This is a genomic window from Cellulomonas sp. P22, from assembly GCF_044392165.1.
In genome coordinates, this window is record NZ_JBISBW010000013.1 from 24,355 (window position 1) to 42,607 (window position 18,253).

Consider the following 18,253-nt stretch of genomic DNA (forward strand, 5'->3'; position numbering starts at 1 on the left):
GGCGCCGGGCGCCCGGCGCCGCGCTCGTCGGTGGGGCGTTTCACCGCGCGGGCCCCGCCAGAGGCCGACGGGGCTGGGCGGGCCGATCCGCCCGCGCGGGCGCGGGACCCGCGCCGGTCGTCGCTCTCGGACGGCATCGGGCTAACCGCAGCTTCCCGTGTTGTCAGCGGCGGAGAACTGCTCCTTGCCCGCCTGCTTCGTCGCGGTAGGCGTGGGGTCGACGGTCGTGGGCTCGGGGGCCGTCGCGGGCGCCCCGGCCGTGGCGCCCCCGGTCGGCGTCGGGGTCGTCGGGTCGGCGGCGGTGCCCGCACCCGTGCCCGCTGCAGCGCCGGCCGTGTCGTCGACCGGCGGTTCGGTCGCCGTGATCGGGATGTCCGCGGCCATGTTCGCCCAGATCGTGTCGGCCTCTGCCGTCCACTCGACGCGGTTCCGGTCGCTCGCCGCAGCCGCGAACGGGATGGTCATGAAGCTGATGCTGTCCGGCGAGATGTTCTTGAGGCTGAGCCCGAGCCCTGCGAGGTTGGTCACCGACGCGAGCGACGGTGAGGTCGTGACCGACTCGGTGGCCGCGTCGAGGAGCCGGATCAGCCCCGTCGCGTCGGTCAGCAGGTTCTTCTGCAGGATCGTGGTGGCCATCGCCGCCAGGAACCGCTGCTGGCGACCGAGCCGGTTCGTGTCGGAGCCGTCGCCGACCCCCGTGCCCTTGCGTGCCCGGGCGAAGGCCAGCGCGGTCGTGCCGTCGAGCGTCTGCTGACCGGCCTTGACGTCGAGACCCGCGAGCGGGGACTTCATGTCGTTCGGGATGCAGATCGACACGCCGCCCAGCGCGTCGACCATCTTGACGAAGCCGCTGAAGTCGATCACCGCGTAGTCGTTGATCGTCACGCCCGTCGTGGACTGCACCGTCTTGATGCTGCACGCGGCCGCGGAGCCGATGTCCTTGCCGATGGTCGCGCCCGTCGCGAACGCCGAGTTGAACATGTCGTGCCGCGCTCTGGTCGTCGTGCCGTCGGTCATGGTGCACGACGGGATGTCCACGAGCGAGTCGCGGGGGATCGAGACGAGCTCGACCCGCGACCGGTCGGCGGAGATGTGCATGACGATCGCCGTGTCCGAGCGCATGCCCTCGGCCTCACCGCCCAGAGCTGCGTTCTCCCCGTCCCGCTGGTCCGATCCCAGCAGCAGGATGTTGAGGGCCTTCCCGGCGTTCGGGTCGCCCGGCTCGGTCGACGTGGGGGAGGGGGCGTCGCCCACCAGGTCGCTCACGTCGACGGCCTCGATGTTCCCCTGCAGCTTGCCCATCGCCGTCGCCACGCTGGTCACTCCGAAGGCGAGCACAGCGCACAGGGTGAGGGCGACTCCTCGCCGCGCGTGATGGGTGCGTACCCGCCGCGAATGGCGCGCCGCACGAGGGCGCGGGGAGGCAGCATGGCGGGAGGTCACCAGAGGAGCATATGAGGACGCCGCCCGCGCGACGGGGGTGCGGCGCGCGGACGGCGTAGAGGAACTGTGGAGATCAGCGGCCCAACTGGGCGTACTTCGCCTCGGTGGCGTCCTTCTGGGGGCGCCACCACGCCTCGTTCGCCTGGTACCAGGCGATCGTCGCAGCGAGACCCTCGCGGAAGCTCTCGTAGCGCGGGACCCAGCCGAGCTCCTCGCGGAGCTTGGTCGAGTCGATCGCGTAGCGCATGTCGTGACCGGGGCGGTCGCTCACCAGGTCGTAGGCGTCGCGGCTCTGCCCGGTCAGCTCGAGGATGAGCTCGACGACGTTCTTGTTGTTCTCCTCGCCGTCCGCGCCGATGAGGTACGTCTCGCCGATGCGGCCCTTCTCGAGGATGGCCCAGACCGCGGAGTTGTGGTCCTCGACGTGGATCCAGTCGCGCACGTTCTCGCCCGTGCCGTACAGCTTGGGGCGCACCCCGTCGACGACATTGGTGATCTGGCGCGGGATGAACTTCTCGACGTGCTGGTACGGCCCGTAGTTGTTCGAGCAGTTCGACAGCGTCGCCTCGACCCCGAACGATCGCACCCAGGCGCGCACGAGCAGGTCGCTCGCGGCCTTGGTCGAGGAGTACGGGCTCGACGGGTTGTACGGCGTCTCGGGCGTGAACTTCGCCGGGTCGTCGAGCTCGAGGTCGCCGTAGACCTCGTCGGTCGAGATGTGGTGCAGGCGCGTGCCGTGACGGCGCACGGCCTCGAGGATCGTGTACGTGCCGATCACGTTGGTCTGCACGAACGGCCACGGGTTCGACAGCGAGTTGTCGTTGTGCGACTCGGCCGCGAAGTGCACGACAGCGTCGGCGTCCTTGACGAGCGCGTCCATGAGGTCGGCGTCGGCGATGTCGCCCTTGACGAACTCGACCTGGCTCTCGACCGGCGCGAGGCTCAGCTCGTCGCCCGCGTACGTCAGGGCGTCGAGCACCGTGACCTGGACCTCGGGGTGCTCGCGCACCGTCTGGTGGACGAAGTTGGAGCCGATGAAGCCGGCTCCGCCGGTGACGAGCAGGCGCATGGGTGTCAGACCTCCAGGGACGGATGAGTGCCGCGAGTCTATCCGGGTGGACCGGTCACCGGGGTTGGTGCGCGCAGGTCACGTCCGGTACCCGCCCGTGACGTGCGACGACGGTTCGACGAGCAGGTGCTCGACGTCCCGGCGCGAGACCGCAGCGGTGCGGGTGATGACTCGACGCTTGCGGAGCATCCGCGGCAGCAGCCGGACGAACGACGCCAGCACCCGCAGGCGCGTGCGGACGAGCGGCCACGGCTGACGGCGGCGCAGGCCGATCGAGGCAGTCGTGAGCGCGTAACGGCCCACGCACCGCAGGGCGAGGCCCGCGGACGCGTCCTTGACGAGCATGAGCAGCCGGTTGCGGCCGTCGTGGAAGCGGAACAGCTCGGAGCCCTCGCCCGTCGACGCCGCGTGCTGGTGGTGCACCACGGCCTCGGGGCAGTGCCGCACCTGGTAGCCCGCCAGCCGCAGCCGCCACGACAGGTCCGTGTCCTCGTAGTAGAGGAAGAAGTCCTCGTCGAACGTGCCGACCTCGCGCAGGGCGCTCGTGCGCAGGATGGCGGCCGCACCGCAGAACCCGAACACGTCAGCCGGGGGATGGTGCGTGGCCGCGTCGGCGAGCCACCCGCGGTCGACGCCGTAGCCGTCGGTGCGCACCTGGTTGCCCGTCGAGTTCACGAGCGTCACCGGCCCGTCAGGGGCTGCGACGTAGGTGCCGTCCGGGCCGGTCACCGTGTCGGCGGCCGTGGTCGAGGCGGCGTCCACAGGGCGGAAGCGATCCGCCAGCAGGACCGTCGCCGTCAGGCACGCCACATCGTCAGGAGCTGCGTCGAGCGCGCGTACGAGCGTGGCCACGAAGTCCGGCTCGGGCACGGCGTCGTTGTTGAGCAGGATCACGTACGGCGACGCGACCGTGTCGAGCACCAGGTTGTTGCCGCCCGCGAAGCCCCGGTTGACGGGGGAGCGCACCAGTCGGACCTCGGGGTGCTCCCGCGCGACGAGATCGGCGGTGCCGTCGGTCGAGGCGTTGTCGACGACGACGACCTCCATGCGCAATCCGTCGAGCTCCTGGTGCGCGAGGGCGTCGAGGCATGCGCCCACGAGGTCGGCACCGTTGTACGTCACCGTCACGACAGTGACGTCAGGAGCTGTCCCCGGGTTCATGCGAGGTACGTCTCGAGCGTGCGGTCGGCGCAGCGGGCCCAGGTGAACTCGCGAGCCCATGCCTGCCGGTGTTCACGGGCGGGGGCGTCGTCGGGGGCCTCGGTCGCGCGCCGCAGCGCGTCGGCGAGCGCGTCCGAGTCGTCCGGAGCCGCAGCGAACGCGTGCGGCCCGGCGACCTCGTGCAGCACAGGGATGTCCGAGACGACGACTGGCCGACCCGCCGCGAGCGCCTCGAGCACCGGGAGCCCGAACCCTTCGTCGGTCGAGGGGAGCACGAGCGCCCTGCTCCCGGCGACGAGCCGGCGCAGGTCGTCGTCCTCGAGCCAGCCCGTGAGGTGCACGCCCGGACGGCCCTGGAGGGACGCCTCGCGACCGGCCGGCCCCGCGAGCACCAGGTCCGGCGTGCCCGGGGAGTCCGCGCGCAGCCGGGCATGGGCCTCGAGCAGACGGGGGAGGTTCTTGCGGGGATCGAGCGAACCGACGAACACCACGTAGTCGTCGGGCAGACCGTTCGACCGCAGCCATGCCGGCTCAGGCGCGGTCGCGTCGAACCAGGCGTCCTCGACACCGTGCGGGACCGCCACGACCCGCTCGGCCGGTAGGGAGTAGTACGTGCGCACCGCGTCCGCGACGACCTCGGTCGGGGTCACGACCAGCGCGCCGCGGGCCAGGGCGCGTGGCACCAGCTCGCGGTACTGCAGGCTCGCGGGGCTCACCGTGTCGGCGTGCAGCGCGTAGGTGAGGTCGTGGATCGTCACGACCTCACGGGCTCGGCGGGTCGGGGGCGAGACGAAGTTGGTGCCGTGGAACACGTCGGTGGGGCCGACGAGCGCCTCGATCGGGGGGAACTGCGTCCGGCGCCAGCACTCGCGCAGCAGGCGCGCCGAGATGCGCCGACCCACCTGGTGCACCCCGGCAGGCAGGTCGACGAGCCGCGCACCGCGGGCGGTCCACGTCGTGACCCGCACCTGGGCGTCGAGGCCGCGTCGTCCCACCGCAGCCGGGAGCTCCGTCAGGAGGTGATCGACGTAGCGCCCGATCCCCGTCCGTCGGCCGAGGAGGGGGGTCGCGTCGAGCGTGATCAGCACGGCGGCATCGTCTCACGGCACCCGCTTCCCGCCGGCGCCACGCGGGCGGTGCCGGGGCAGGATCACCGCTCACCCGAGGCGCCGGACCGCGTGCCGTGTTTGTCTGAGGTGGGCTGTCCGTCCGGACAGTCGCCTCGTGTATCGTCTGCGACGCCTACCGGCCCGATCAGCGGGACCGGTCGAACCCAGAACGGAACCCGCTGTTGGGCCTCTTGACCGACACTCGCGAGGTCTACAACTCCCGCGAGCTGCTCCATAACTTGACGCTCCGCGAGCTCCGGGGCAAGTACAAGGGAACGGCCCTGGGTTGGCTCTGGTCGTTGATCAATCCCTTGGCCACCACCGCGATCTTCACGATCGTCTTCTCGACCGTGATGCGGGTCGACCCGCCTGTGGGCGTGAACGGGCTGCACAACTACTCCCTGTTCCTGCTGTGCGGCCTGCTGACCTGGAACTTCATGGCCGGCGCATTTCAGACCGGGATGGGGTCGCTCGTCGCCAACGGCAACCTGATCAAGAAGACGTACTTCCCGCGTCGGCTCCTGGTCATCTCGAACGTCGCTGCGGCCTTCGTGTCCTACGCCATCGAGATGCTCGTGCTCATCGCCATCTTCTTGGCTTTCCGGGTCAACGTGCTGCCGTACATCCCGCTGATCCTGCTGGTCATGGTGCTGCTGGGCTTCTTCGCCCTCGCGCTGGCGCTCATGCTGTCGGTGGTCAACGTCTACTTCCGCGACATCGCGCACTTCGTGACGCTGTTCATGCAGCTCTGGTTCTACGCCACCCCGATCATCTACCCGATCACCCTGATCGAGGGGACCCGGGACAACGGCAAGTGGACCGCCGCGTGGCACGTCGCGGACCTGTACACCCTGAACCCGATGGTGGGGTTCGTGGAGTCGATCCGCGACATGATGTACTCCGGTCGGCTCCCCGGCTGGCAACCCATCGTCTACTGCCTGGTCATCACCGCCGTGCTCCTGTGGATCGGGAACCGGGTCTTCGGACGGATGGAAAAAAGGCTGGCTGAGGAACTGTGAACGATTCCGTCATCACCGTCGACAACGTCTCCAAGCGCTTCCGGATCTACCACGAGCGGAACCAGTCGATCAAGGTCGCGCTCATGCGTGGGCGCCGGGCCAAGTTCGACGAGTTCTGGGCGTTGCGGGACATCGGCCTCGAGATCCCGCAGGGAAAGACCTTCGGTCTCGTCGGGCACAACGGCTCGGGCAAGAGCACGCTGCTGAAGTGCCTCGCCAAGATCCTGGTCCCGGACACGGGCAGCATCGCCGTCCGCGGCAAGGTCTCCGCGCTCCTGGAGCTCGGCGCGGGCTTCCACCCGGAGCTGTCCGGGCGGGACAACGTCTACCTCAACGGCTCGATCCTGGGGCTGACCAAGGCCGAGATCGACCGCAAGTTCGACGACATCGTCGACTTCGCCGGGCTCTCGGCCTTCATCGACACCCCGGTGAAGAACTACTCCTCGGGCATGTACGTGCGCCTGGGCTTCTCGGTCGCGATCAACGTCGACCCGGACATCCTCATGGTCGACGAGGTGCTGGCGGTCGGCGACGAGGAGTTCCAGCGCCGCAGCATGGAGAAGTTCAAGGAGTTCAAGGACGACGGGCGGACGATCGTCGTCGTCAGCCACGCGCTCGGGACCATGCGTGACATGTGCGACGAGGTCGCCTGGCTCGACCACGGGCGCCTGCAGTCCGTCGGGAAGCCCGGCGAGGTCGTCGACGACTACATCGAGACGTCGCACACCGACCGGGACGAGGGCGCCGCCAAGGAGGGGCGCTTGCGGCACGGCTCCGGCGAGATCCGCCTCGAGGACGTCGAGCTCCTGGTCGACGGCGTGCCGACGACCACCGTGCGCACGGGTGACGACGTGACGTTCCGGCTGCGCTACGACGCGTCGAGCGACGTCGAGGACGCGGTCTTCGGGCTCGCCATCGACACCCTGTCCGGGCAGAACGTCACCGGACCCAACACGAAGGACGGCGGTCTGAGGATCGACGTGCGCCGTGGCACCGGGCAGGTCGACCTGCGTGTCCCTCGTCTGATGCTCCTGGCGGGCACCTACGACGTCACGGTCGCCTCGACGGACTCGACCCTCACGCACACGTTCGACCACCAGAAGAACCTCTTCAGGTTCGACGTCCTTGCAGGGCAGCCGACCGACCGGTTCGGCATCGTGAGCCTGGGGGGGACCTGGCAGAACAACGGAGTGCGACATGACTGAGCCGACGTACAGGACCCCTGAGGCCCTCGAGCTCCCCTTCGACCAGTACCAGCGCTACGCCACTGCGGCGCGCGCAGTCGAAGGCCTCGGCGGGTGGAGCGGTCGACGGGTTCTCGACGTCGGTGGTGCACCCGGTTTCCTCGAGCTGTTCTTCGACGACGCCCAGGTGGCGGTGATCGACCGGTTCGGCACGCACGGGGGCAACTTCGTGGTGGCCGACGGTGCGCACCTGCCGTTCGCCGACGACGCGTTCGACATCGTCATCTCGCTCGACACTCTCGAGCACATCCCTGCCCAGTTCCGCGCGGCCTTCCTGTCGGAGTGCCGACGTGTCGCGCAGGACTTCGTGGTGCTGAGCGCTCCGCATGACACCGAGGGCGTTGCGCTGGCCGAAGATGCGCTGCAGGCGTTCGTCACGGCCCGGTTCGGCGAGGTCTTCGGCACGCTCCAGGAGCACATCGACAACGGTCTGCCCAAGATCGACGACACCCTTGCGGCCTTCAGCGGCGACGGCTGGAACTCCGTCCGGCTCCCCAGCGGATACCTGCCCCGATGGCTGCTCGGCATGGTCTTCCACCACGAGCTCCTGGCGTCCGGCCTGCCTGCGCTGCCGGAGCTCCACCGGTTCTACAACGAGCGTCAGTCGCTCAACGACAACGCCGATCCGTCCTACCGGCAGGTCGTCGTGGCGTCCGGCCGCCGCAGCCTGGACGAGCTCGAGGCGCTCATCGACTCCCTCCGCAGCCCTGCCACGTCACCCGACTCGGGCGCGACGCTGGCAGCGATCGGGGGTGCGGTGCTCAGTGCGCGGCTGTCCGGCGCCGGACAGATCGCCGATCTGCACAACAAGGTCTCAGGGCTCGAGGCGGAGCTGGCCGGGGCGCGGTCCGAGACGCACAACCGGGATGTCGAGCTGGCGCAGCTCCGCGCCCAGCTGATGGTCGCGCAGAGGAAGGCGGAGGCCAGCAGGTACAGCTTGGAGCGGGTCGCGAACGCGGCGGCCCGCCGGCTCCGCAAGCCGGATGGGGGACAGCAGTGACCGACGGGGGACAGCAGTGAGCAAGGACATGGCAATGGGCACGGTTTCGGTCGTCGTCGTGAACTACCGGGGTGCCGAGGACACCATCGCGTGCCTCAAGGCGTTCGCAGACATCGACTGGCCTGCGGACAAGCTCGAGCTCGTCGTCGTCGACAACGCCAGCGGCGGCACGGACGTCAAGCAGATCAAGCAGGCGGTGCCGCACGCGCGGGTGATCGAGTCGAAGAAGAACCTCGGATTCGCCGGCGGCTGCAACCTCGGCGTGGAGAAGGCGACCGGCGAGTTCGTCGCGTTCATCAACAACGACGCGCGCCCCGACCGTGCGTTCCTGTCGGCGGCGATCCCCGAGCTCGAGCGCAACCTCGATGTCGGCGCTGTGGCCACCAAGGTCCTCGACTGGGAGGGCAAGACGATCGACTTCGTCGCCGCCGGGATGTCCTGGTACGGCCAGGCGTTCAAGCTGGGCGTCGGCGAGGCCCCGGGCGAGGGGCCGGAGAGCCGACGGGACATCCTCTTCGGCACGGGCTCCTCGCTCATCCTCCGCAAGGAGGTCTTCCAGAAGGTCGGCGGCTTCGACGACGACTACTTCATGTTCTTCGAGGACGTCGACCTCGGCTGGCGCCTGTGGGTGCTCGGCTACCGGGTGCGCTACGTCCCGCAGTCGATCTCTTACCACCGCCACCATGCCTCGATGTCCTCGATCGGGAGCTGGCGCGAGAAGTACCTGCTCGAGCGCAACGCGCTCTACACGATCTACAAGAACTACGGCGAGGAGAACCTCTCGCGGTTCCTGCCCGGCGCCATCGCGCTGGCCATCCGCCGCGGGGTGGTGCTCGGGGGCGACGACCCGACCTCGCTCGACCTGGCGCACGGTCACGACCCGTCCGAAGGCCCCACCGCCGAGGTGTCCCGCACCGTTCTGGCGTCCACCTACGCGGTCGACGAGTTCGTGCGCAACCTCCCGGCGATGCGCGCGAAGCGCGACGTGCTGCAGGCCGCCCGCCGCCGCACCGACGCCGAGATCGTGCGCCTCTTCGGCGAGCCGATGCGCCCCAACATCCCGGACGCGGGCTTCGTCGACGCCTATCAGGCGGTCGTGGACGCCTTCGACGTCGCCACCCCCTTCGGTGGCCGCCGTCGCGTCCTGGTCGCGACCGGTGACACCGTCTCGAAGCGCATGGCCGGGCCGGCCATCCGCGCCTGGCAGATCGCGAGCGCGCTCTCCAAGGAGCACGACGTCCAGCTGGTCACGACCGGCACCTGCGACCTGACGAGCTCAGAATTCCCGATCAAGCACGTCAACGGCCGCGACCTCGTCCAGCTCGAGAAGTGGGCGGACGTGATCGTGTTCCAGGGCTTCCTGATGCACGAGCACCCGGTGCTCAAGAACAGCGACAAGATCGTCGTGGTCGACATCTATGACCCGTTCCACCTCGAGCAGCTCGAGCAGGCGCGCGACCTGGGCGAGAAGGCTCGTCGTGAGGTCGTGCGGTCATCGACGGCCGTGCTCAACGAGCAGATCCTGCGCGGGGACTTCTTCATGTGCGCGGCGGAGAAGCAGAGGGACTTCTGGCTCGGCCAGATGGCCGCGCTCGGACGGGTCAACCCCGCCGTCTACGACGACGACGAGACGCTGAACTCGCTGATCAGCATCGTCCCGTTCGGTGTGGGAGACGAGCCGCCTGTCGCGACGAAGCCGATGGTCAAGGGCGTCATCCCGGGCATCGGCAAGGACGACAAGGTCATCCTGTGGGGCGGCGGGATCTACAACTGGTTCGACCCGCTGACGCTGATCCGCGCGATCGATGTCGTCAAGGAGACCATTCCCGAGGTCCGGCTCCTGTTCATGGGGGTCAAGCACCCCAACCCTGCCGTTCCCGAGATGCGAATGGCCGTCCAGGCCAGGGACCTCGCACGCGAGCTGGGGCTGCTCGGCACGCACGTCATCTTCAACCACGAGTGGGTGGCGTACGAGGAGCGGCAGAACTTCCTGCTCGAGTCGGACATCGGGGTGAGCACGCACCTCGACCACGTCGAGACGGCGTTCTCGTTCCGAACGCGCATCCTCGACTACCTCTGGGCGTCGCTGCCGATCGTGTGCACCGACGGAGACTCGTTGGCTGCTCTCGTGTCGTCGCGCAATCTGGGGCGCGTCGTCCCGGCCGGCGACGTCGGCGCTCTCGCCGATGCCCTGACCGAGGTCCTGACCAAGCCGGATGTTGCGGCCGAGATCCGGTCCAACATCGAGGTCGTGGCGCCCGAGTACCGCTGGAGCGAGGCCCTTCGCCCGCTGGTCGAGTTCTGCCGCAGCCCGCGGCGGGCGCCCGACCTCGTCGACCCTGAGTCGGCCGCGGCGCTACGCACACCCGTCGCCGTCGTCGCGCCGCGCTGGGGCGGCCTTCGTGGTGACGCCGCGCTGGTGCGGGAGTACCTGCAGGACGGCGGCGTGGTCAACGTCGTGAGCAAGGCAGGCGGAAGGGTCAAGCGACTGGTGCTCCCGCCGCGTGCTTGACGGCGCACCCGTAGCGTGACATCGAGGCCCTGACCAGATGCGTTCCGGTCAGGGCCTCGAGTCGTTGCTGTGGTCGATCAGGACATGCGCGAGCTGCTGTCGTCCGCATGGGTCACAGGGGACGGCACGCTGATGTCCGACCGGACGTCTTCAACATCCAGTCTGAGGAGCGCGACCTCTTCAGCCAACGTTCGCACCTCTTCTTCGAGCGTCGACAGCTCCACGCTGTACTGGACGGAGATGAGCAGCAGCGCCAGCATGGCGGCGAAGAAGAGCAGGTTCACCGGCGCCTCGAAGCCCAGCTGTGACGCCGTCCAGGTGAGCAGGCTCGGCACGAGGCCGACGACGACGGTGAGGATGGCGATGACGATCCAGATCGCCGCGTACTTCTCTCGGATGCGCCGGCTCCGCATCAGTAGCAGGACGACGACGAGCGTCACCCCGGCGAGCGCCAGCGATGCGATGTAGCCGGTCATGCGTCCTCCGCCAGAGGGAAGCCTGCAGCCGGACGGCTCAGGGCGATGAGAAGTGCGAGCACGGCGCGCAGGAGAAAGAGGCTGGCGCGCACCGGGTTGTGGGAGGGGATCCCGCCCGCCCGGGCACGCATCTCGACCGGCATCTGGCGGACACGGAGCTTCGCCCGGGCTGCCAGCACCAGCGACTCGATGGTGTCCCCGAGATACTCAGCGGGATAGGTCGGGGCGAACAGGGCGATCGCCCGAGGGCCGGCGGCCTTGAAGCCCGAGGTGCTGTCGGTCAGGCGTGTGCCCGTGACACGCGACAGCACGAACGAGAGTCCGCGCATGGCCCACCGGCGCGGGCCCCGGGCCGAGTAGGTCCCCAGGCCGGCGAAGCGAGCGCCGATCACCAGGTCCGCGTCCTCCTGCATGAGGAGATCCACCAGTCGAGGCACATCACGAGGGTCGTGCTGCCCGTCGGCGTCCAGCTGCACGACGACGTCGTAGCCGTGCCGTTGCGCGTACTTGAACCCTGCGCGCATGGCGCCGCCCACCCCCAGGTTGATCGGGAGGTCGAGGACCGGGACACCGCAGCGTCGAGCGACTGCTGACGTGCGGTCCGTCGAGCCGTCGTTTACGACGAGGATGTCCGCGTCCGCGACCGTTTCGTCGACCTCTGCGAGGACACCGGGGAGCGCGTCCTGTTCGTTCCATGCCGGAATGACAACGAGGACGCGACGTGGGAAGGGGGCGGTCACGGCATTATGGTAGCGGGACTCATGTCCAGCCTTGGCGACCGCGTTCACCACGATTCTCCGGGGTGAGCGAGGAGAACGATTCTAGCGCCTCTCACGGGACCCGCTAGGATCTGACCGGCTCCTCGGGCGAGGGTCACACGCCTGGCGGGGTGCCGGATCCGCCCGGTGGCGTGGTGCTAGAGGATCGAGGGTGCGGTGCAGCAGTGGGTTCCGATGAACGACCTGTCGAGGGCGATCGACGATCAGCGGGCCGAGCTCGACCGCGCGTGGACACGTGTGCTCGATTCGGCCCACGTGGTGATGGGGCCAGAGCACACAGCTTTCGAGGCCGAGCTCGCTGCCCTGGTGGGCGCCAACCACGCTGTCGCGGTCGGTTCTGGCACCGACGCCCTGGAGCTGATGCTCCGCGCGACCATGCCTGTCGGACGCGAGGTGGTCGTCACAGCTGCCAACTGCGGCGGGTACACGACGACGGCTGCGCGGCGTGGAGGGTTCGCGGTGCGCTATGTCGACGTCGATGCCGAGACGCACTGCGTCGACCCCAAGGCCCTCGTCGATGTGCTGGATGCCCGCGTGGGAGTGGTCGTGGTGACGCACCTGTACGGGCGTGCGGCGGATGTGGCCGCGGTGCGCTCCGTGTGCGAACCGCTGGGGATCCGCGTCGTCGAGGACTGCGCGCAGGCGATCGGGGCCAGCACGGTCGAGGGCCCCGTGGGGTCAAGGGCCGATGCGGCTGCCTTCAGCTTCTATCCGACGAAGAACCTCGGTGCACTCGGCGACGGCGGAGCGGTGACGACATCGTCCGAGGAGATCGCGGGGAGCCTGCGCGCCCTGCGCCAGTACGGCTGGGACGGCAAGTACCGCATCGGCGTCGATGGGGGCCGCAACTCGCGGCTGGACGAGGTGCAGGCGGCAGTTCTTCGCACCCGCATGCCCTTCCTCGGAGCGCAGAATCAGACCCGCCGCGGCATCATCCGACGGTATGTCGAGGTTGCGGCGAGCGGAGTCCGTGTCCTCCCAGCCGAGGGCGCCGGGCACGTCGGCCATCTGGCTGTGGTCGTCGCGGATGATCGAGCGAGCCTGCGGCGTCATCTCGAGAGTCAGCTGATCAGGACAGATGTGCACTACCCCGTCCCGGACCACCTGCAGAGCGCGTTCCGCGACGAGTACGCCGAGGTCTCCCTGCCGGTGACCGAGTCGCTGGCTGAGCGGATCGTGACGCTTCCATGCTTTGCGGAGATGACGTCGGACGAGGTCGACCGTGTCTGCGCCGCACTGGCGAGCTACTGACCGTGCCCGCCGCAAACGAGATCAAGTACTCGGTCGTCGTCCCGGTCTACGGGAACGAGGGGTCGGTCGAGAGCGTCACCCGTCGGCTCGAGGAGGTAGCCCTCCAGCTCGACGGTCGGCTCGAGGTCGTGTTCGTCATCGACGGTTCTCCTGACCGGTCCGGGCTTGTCCTCGAGAAGGTCCTGCCCGCGGCCACGATCGACTCCCAGCTTGTCTACCACTCGCGGAACTTCGGTTCGTTCGCCGCGATCCGCAGCGGTCTGGCCGTTGCCCGTGGCGAGATGATCGGAGTGATGGCGGCAGACCTGCAGGAGCCGCCCGAGCTCATGTTGTCCTTCTTCGAGACGATGGCCACGGGTGAGTTCGACGTCGTGGTGGGTCGGCGTGAGTCACGTGACGATCCTGCGCTCTCGTCATTTCTGTCGCGGAGCTTCTGGAACCTCTACCGCAGGTGGATCGAGCCCGAGATCCCTCGAGGCGGCGTCGATGTGTTCGGCTGCACCCGAGATGTCGCCCGACAGCTGCTCACGCTCGGCGAATCGCACTCGAGCCTGGTCGGGCTGCTGTTCTGGGTGGGGTACCGCCGGGCGGAGGTTCCCTACTCCAGGAGTCGGCGTGAACAGGGGAAGAGCGGGTGGACGATGCATCGGCGGATCCGGTACCTGTTGGACTCGGTCTTCTCGTTCACGGACCTGCCGATCTCTGCCCTCACCGGGATCGGCGCGGGAGGGATGGCCCTCGCGAGCATCGTCGTGTTCGTGGGATGGTGGACGGACCGGATCGCGGTTGGCGGCTACACGCCGCTCATGCTGACGATCCTGCTGTCGACGTTCTCGCTCCTCTATGGCCTCGGTGTGGTCGGCTCGTACGTCTGGCGCACGTACGAGAACAGCAAGGGGCGACCCGCGTCCATCGTGATGAGCAACAAGGTCTTCGACCGTGCGCTCGACTGAGCTGCGCGCCCTCCTGGGCTCTGCGATGCGGTTCGGCCTCGCGGGCGGGGCGAACACGCTGGTGACAGGGGTGCTGCTTTCGCTCCTCTCGCTCGTCATCGCCCCCGGGTTGGCCTACTCGATCGTGTTCGCCCTCGGGATCGTGTTCTCGACCTTCATGGCCGGGCGGTTCGTCTACCGGGTCAGGATGGCGCGGGCCCAGCTCGTGCAGTACGTGGCCCTCTACATCGCCGTCTACGTGGTGGGCCTCGGGGCTCTCGCCGTCGCCGTCGACCAGGGGATGTCGCCGGCCTACTCAGGACTCGTCGTGCTCGTCACCGCGCCCCTGACATTCCTTGGTGGACTTCTGATCGTTCGACGGGCTGAGCCTCGACAGGTGGTCCGACAGCAAGAAGGGATGATGTCGTGACCGACTTCTTCGTGCACGAGCTTGGCGTCTGCGAGACGGTGAACATCGGACAGGACACTCGGGTGTGGGCGTTCGCCCACGTGCTGCCGGGGGCGGTCATCGGTGACGACTGCAACATCTGCGACCACGTGTTCATCGAGAACGACGTCGTCGTCGGCGATCGGGTGACGATCAAGAGCGGTGTCCAGCTGTGGGACGGAGTCCGGCTGGCGGATGACGTCTTCGTGGGACCCAACGTCACGTTCACGAACGACCGGTTCCCCCGCAGCAGGCAGTACCCCGACACCTTTCCCATCACGCGCATCGATCAGGGGGCGTCGCTGGGCGGCGGTTCCGTGATCCTCCCCGGCATCCATGTCGGACGTGGCGCGATGGTAGGTGCGGGCGCCGTGGTGACCAAGGACGTGCCGGCGAACGCCGTGGTGGTCGGAAACCCGGCCCGCATCATCGGGTACGGCCCCAGCGCCGAGGCGCCTCGTGCCGCCCAGCTGCCCGCCGTGCCCCAAGATCTGATCGGAGGCGCCGCGACCATAGCCCTGCGGCGGGCCGACGATCTGCGCGGCTCGCTCGTCTCCACCGAGCTCGACGACGACCTCCCGTTCCGGCCCGCGCGGTACTTCACCGTGTTCGACGTCCCGACCGTCGACGTGCGGGGCGCACACGCGCACCGCAAGTGCGAGCAGTTCCTCGTCAGCTTGAGCGGATCGGTCACCTGCGTGGTCGACGACGGCATCCAGCGGCAGGAGATCGTCCTCGACCGGCCGGACCTGGGCCTGTACATGCCCGCGATGGTATGGGGTACCCAGTACCGCTACAGCGCCAACGCGGTGCTCGGGGTGTTCGCCTCGCTCCCGTACGACTCGGACGACTACATCCGCGACTACGAGACGTTCCTCGAGGCGCGAGGTCTCGCGACGAGCGCGCCGCACATGGTTGAACTGTCGTCATGAGTCTTCGCACGGAGGCGATGTCGAGCAGCAGGTTCGGCCGCGCGTTGACCGGAGAGCGGGCGCGCGAGATCGCTCTGGTCGTCGCCGTGCTCGTGGTCCTGGAACTGATGATGTTCTGGCACTACTTCACCGGCAACGTCGTGCCGGCGCCGGACGACTTCATCGGGTCGTACAACAACGAGCCCCTCGCGTGGTGGCGTGACGGCTCGCTGGTGAATCCGGTGCAATGGATGCCCTACTCCTGGGGCGGGTTCCCGGCGGCGATCTCGATCCAGAACGGCTCGTGGTACCTGCCGATCGGCATCGCCGCCGCGATCACCCCCTACTCCATCCATGCGGCAGCGGTGCTGCAGGCGTTGCACGTCGCCTTCGGTGCCCTCGGTGTATACGTGCTCGGCAGACGGTGGGGGCTCGCGCGCGCGGGCACGATGTTCGGTCTGGTGACGTACTTCTTCGCGGCCAGCTTCTTCACCAACGCCCTGCACCCGGACATCGTCCGAGGTGCCGCATGGGCGCCGTGGGTACTTGCGGTCCTGTCGCCGACCTGGGCGTGGAAGCGTTGGTGGGGTATCCCCGTCGCGGCGGTGGTGATCTGGCAGGCCCTGGCGGGCTCGTACCCGGGAGTCATCGTCGCGGGGGCCTACTGCGGGATGGCGTGGGTGGTGACCTCCCAGATCGTGCGCCGACCGCGGATCAAGGAGTTTCTTCTGCCGCTGTGCGTCGCAGGCGTGGGCGCCGTGCTCCTGTCCGCGCCGAAGTACCTCACGGCGATCGGACTGCGCGGGACGGCGTCGCCGACCGGCGTGGACGAGTCGATCTTCGACTGGCGCATGATCGGCACCACGATCTTCCCCTACGACCTCGTCGGCCTGCCAAACGACCCGTCGATGCGGGCGTTCTTCCTGCCAGCGGCGTGCTGGGCGGCAATGGCGCTCGTGCGATGGAGGGACCCTCTGGTGCGGGTCTGTGCCGGAGCCGGCGGAGTCGTCCTCGCACTCGGGATGCCCTTCATGCCGTGGTACGGGACGCTCGAGAGGCTCCCCGGCCTCGACCTCAGCCGATTTCGGATGGCCGACTTCCGCGTGTACCTGCTTCTCGTGGTCGTGGTCGCCGGCATGGCGGGCATCTCCAGCGCCCTCGCGCGCGCCCGGTATGAGGAGGGGCCGAACGGGCGGTGGGCTCATCCGTGGGGAACTGCTGCTTTGGCAGGAATGGCAGCGCTGGCGCTGGCCGTCGCTGTGCGCGCCAACTATCAGGTGCCGCGGTGGGTCGAGCCATGGACGTTGCTCGTCGCCTCCGCCGCGGTGGTAGCACTGCTTGGAGGCTTCGGCCGCGCCCGGTGGCACGCCGATCGTGGCGACCTGCGGCGTTGGGTCGCGGTGCTGACTGTGCTGGGCGCCGTGTCGGGGGTCTTCTGGGCGTACGCGATCACAGCGTCGTGGCGAACTGAGCGTGCCCCCCTCGAGACAGCCGTCTGGGGTGAGACATCCGAACAGCTCATCGATGATGGAGCTCAGCTGGAGGTCTCATCCACGCAGCGTCCCGCACGCGCGGCCCTGGACGAGTTGCCGGTCTCGCCACTCGCGGTCAACTGGAACTCCTCCTTCTACGACCGCCAGGACGCGGTCGGAGGATATGTCAACCTCAAGGGCCAGCCGGCCTTCGAAGCCGCGTTGGCGGCACTCGACAATCCTGCGACGGCGGAACGCATGGCCGCGCTATACGAAGCGCCCGGCCTGGCGATCGCCGTCGGTTCCGACGGAGAGCTGCCTTCGGAGGAGGCTGTTGAAGCGTGCGCCGAGGACCATCTGTGCGGCGAAGGGCTCGAAGTGATGCCGGACGGCTACGAACCGGGGCGGCTCACGTATCGCGTCTCCTCCATCTCAGACGCCTCAGCGCTGTTCAACGAGGCGTACTACCCGGGCTGGTCTGTCGAGGCGTGTGACGCAGGGACCGATGGTTGTCGCACCCTGGACCCCCGAATGGGCGCCGCGGGGCTCATCCAGGCTGACCTGCCCGCCGGCGACTGGATCGTGACGCTCCAGTACGCGACGCCCCACCAGGCCGCGGCGGGTGTCGCGTTCATCGCGGGGACGCTCCTGCTCGGGGTTGCCGGGAGTGTGGTCGCCCTTGCCGCCCGGCGTCGTCGATTCGCGCGAGGTCAAGCAGAGGCCTCGGACCCCCAACTCGGGATCGACGAGCCCATCAAGGTGTTGTAGAGCTGACCACACGTCGGCCGGATGAATGGCCTCTCGGTTGAGGGGGGTGGCTGAGCGGCCTCGCCCCACGAAGGAGGCCTCTTGTGTCTCCACGGTCCCGCAGATCCCTGCCAGGCATGTCGCCCATCGAGCGCCAACCGCCCGAGAAGCGGGCGCGCCGTTCACCTGCTGCCCCAACGTCGCCGGCTTCCATATGACCGAGGGGCAGGCCGTCCCGCCTTCAGTCGCCGTTCGCCTGCACCCGTGCCGCAACCCGCGTGGATGCCAGGCGCGCGCTCGCTGGCGGCACAGCAGGCAGCTGGAGCGTCAGTCTCGGTGACCGTCAGCTGACGGTGATCGTGCGGCAGCCCAGGGCGGTGTTGGGTCCGGAGGGGAGGTTGATGGCGTAGAGGCACACCTGGTGGTTGCCGGGGCCGGCGGCGACGGTGAGGTCGTAGGCGTGGTTGGGGCCGGCCGCGGGGAATGCTCCGCTGACGGCGGGGGACGGCTGGTCGGCGTTGAAGGCGTAGCCGACGCCGTCGACGTACATGTGCACCGGGATCGGTGCGGTGGTGTCCCAGTCGAAGGCCCAACCCTTGGCGTTGATGGCGCCGTTCGCGCCGGTGATCGAGTCGATGACCCCGACCGGGGTTTGTGTCTGGGTGGCCGGGACGGTGACT

Annotated in this window: 15 protein-coding genes and 1 pseudogene; 9 read left to right on the top strand and 7 right to left on the bottom strand. The window is 68.7% G+C overall.

Annotation, left to right across the window (positions count from 1 at the left end):
* Positions 1–141: 141 nt before the first annotated feature.
* The 4 genes from ACGIF2_RS14395 to ACGIF2_RS14410 all read right to left on the bottom strand — a co-directional run bounded on the left by ACGIF2_RS14395 (position 142) and on the right by ACGIF2_RS14410 (position 4,761).
* Positions 142–1,338 (bottom strand): LCP family protein, encoded by a 1,197-nt coding sequence (locus tag ACGIF2_RS14395; protein ID WP_396047799.1) that lies wholly within the window; start codon positions 1,336–1,338, stop codon positions 142–144.
* A gap of 178 nt (positions 1,339–1,516) precedes the next feature.
* The gene (gene rfbB, locus ACGIF2_RS14400) at positions 1,517–2,512 is read right to left on the bottom strand and encodes a dTDP-glucose 4,6-dehydratase (protein ID WP_396047801.1); all 996 of its coding nucleotides are present in this window, start codon (positions 2,510–2,512) and stop codon (positions 1,517–1,519) included.
* 78 nt (positions 2,513–2,590) lie between these two features.
* Positions 2,591–3,673 (bottom strand): glycosyltransferase family 2 protein, encoded by a 1,083-nt coding sequence (locus tag ACGIF2_RS14405; protein WP_396047803.1) that lies wholly within the window; start codon positions 3,671–3,673, stop codon positions 2,591–2,593.
* Positions 3,670–4,761, bottom strand: coding sequence for a glycosyltransferase family 4 protein (locus tag ACGIF2_RS14410; RefSeq protein ID WP_396047805.1), 1,092 nt, complete (start codon positions 4,759–4,761; stop codon positions 3,670–3,672). The genes ACGIF2_RS14405 and ACGIF2_RS14410 overlap by 4 nt, the downstream gene beginning before the upstream one ends.
* A 212-nt stretch (positions 4,762–4,973) precedes the next feature.
* Between ACGIF2_RS14410 and ACGIF2_RS14415 the strand changes: the two genes are divergently transcribed.
* The 4 genes from ACGIF2_RS14415 to ACGIF2_RS14430 are packed head-to-tail and all read left to right on the top strand — an operon-like array spanning position 4,974 to position 10,557.
* On the top strand, positions 4,974–5,801 hold the full coding sequence (locus ACGIF2_RS14415; RefSeq protein WP_396047807.1) for an ABC transporter permease: 828 nt from the start codon (positions 4,974–4,976) through the stop codon (positions 5,799–5,801).
* A complete protein-coding gene (locus tag ACGIF2_RS14420; protein WP_396047809.1) occupies positions 5,798–7,006 on the top strand; it encodes an ABC transporter ATP-binding protein in 1,209 nt (402 codons plus the stop codon). Before ACGIF2_RS14415 ends, ACGIF2_RS14420 begins: the two co-directional genes overlap by 4 nt.
* Positions 6,999–8,045 carry a methyltransferase domain-containing protein gene (locus ACGIF2_RS14425; RefSeq protein WP_396047811.1) on the top strand — a complete coding sequence of 349 codons (1,047 nt, stop codon included), beginning with the start codon at positions 6,999–7,001 and terminating at the stop codon, positions 8,043–8,045. Before ACGIF2_RS14420 ends, ACGIF2_RS14425 begins: the two co-directional genes overlap by 8 nt.
* 34 nt (positions 8,046–8,079) lie before the next feature.
* Positions 8,080–10,557, top strand: a complete 2,478-nt coding sequence (locus ACGIF2_RS14430) for a glycosyltransferase (protein ID WP_396047813.1) — start codon at positions 8,080–8,082, stop codon at positions 10,555–10,557.
* A gap of 77 nt (positions 10,558–10,634) precedes the next feature.
* Here ACGIF2_RS14430 and ACGIF2_RS14435 read toward each other — a convergent pair whose 3' ends face one another.
* Positions 10,635–11,033, bottom strand: coding sequence for a DUF2304 domain-containing protein (locus tag ACGIF2_RS14435; RefSeq protein ID WP_396047815.1), 399 nt, complete (start codon positions 11,031–11,033; stop codon positions 10,635–10,637).
* Positions 11,030–11,773, bottom strand: a complete 744-nt coding sequence (locus tag ACGIF2_RS14440) for a glycosyltransferase family 2 protein (RefSeq protein ID WP_396047817.1) — start codon at positions 11,771–11,773, stop codon at positions 11,030–11,032. The genes ACGIF2_RS14435 and ACGIF2_RS14440 overlap by 4 nt, the downstream gene beginning before the upstream one ends.
* Positions 11,774–11,986: 213 nt before the next feature.
* Here ACGIF2_RS14440 and ACGIF2_RS14445 point away from each other — a divergent pair, with 213 nt between their 5' ends.
* From ACGIF2_RS14445 to ACGIF2_RS14465, 5 genes are read left to right on the top strand one after another with little or no spacing between them, the layout of a single operon-like run.
* On the top strand, positions 11,987–13,063 hold the full coding sequence (locus ACGIF2_RS14445; RefSeq protein ID WP_396047819.1) for a DegT/DnrJ/EryC1/StrS family aminotransferase: 1,077 nt from the start codon (positions 11,987–11,989) through the stop codon (positions 13,061–13,063).
* Between the two features lie 2 nt (positions 13,064–13,065).
* Positions 13,066–14,016: a glycosyltransferase family 2 protein gene (locus ACGIF2_RS14450; protein WP_396047821.1), complete on the top strand. Its 951-nt coding sequence runs from the start codon at positions 13,066–13,068 to the stop codon at positions 14,014–14,016.
* Positions 14,003–14,425 carry a GtrA family protein gene (locus ACGIF2_RS14455; protein ID WP_396047823.1) on the top strand — a complete coding sequence of 141 codons (423 nt, stop codon included), beginning with the start codon at positions 14,003–14,005 and terminating at the stop codon, positions 14,423–14,425. The genes ACGIF2_RS14450 and ACGIF2_RS14455 overlap by 14 nt, the downstream gene beginning before the upstream one ends.
* Positions 14,422–15,375, top strand: coding sequence for a WxcM-like domain-containing protein (locus tag ACGIF2_RS14460; RefSeq protein WP_396047825.1), 954 nt, complete (start codon positions 14,422–14,424; stop codon positions 15,373–15,375). Before ACGIF2_RS14455 ends, ACGIF2_RS14460 begins: the two co-directional genes overlap by 4 nt.
* A complete protein-coding gene (locus ACGIF2_RS14465; protein WP_396047827.1) occupies positions 15,372–17,594 on the top strand; it encodes a hypothetical protein in 2,223 nt (740 codons plus the stop codon). Before ACGIF2_RS14460 ends, ACGIF2_RS14465 begins: the two co-directional genes overlap by 4 nt.
* A gap of 322 nt (positions 17,595–17,916) precedes the next feature.
* Here the strand turns inward: ACGIF2_RS14465 and ACGIF2_RS14470 are convergent.
* Positions 17,917–18,253, bottom strand: a pseudogene (locus ACGIF2_RS14470) (hypothetical protein); the annotation flags it as partial.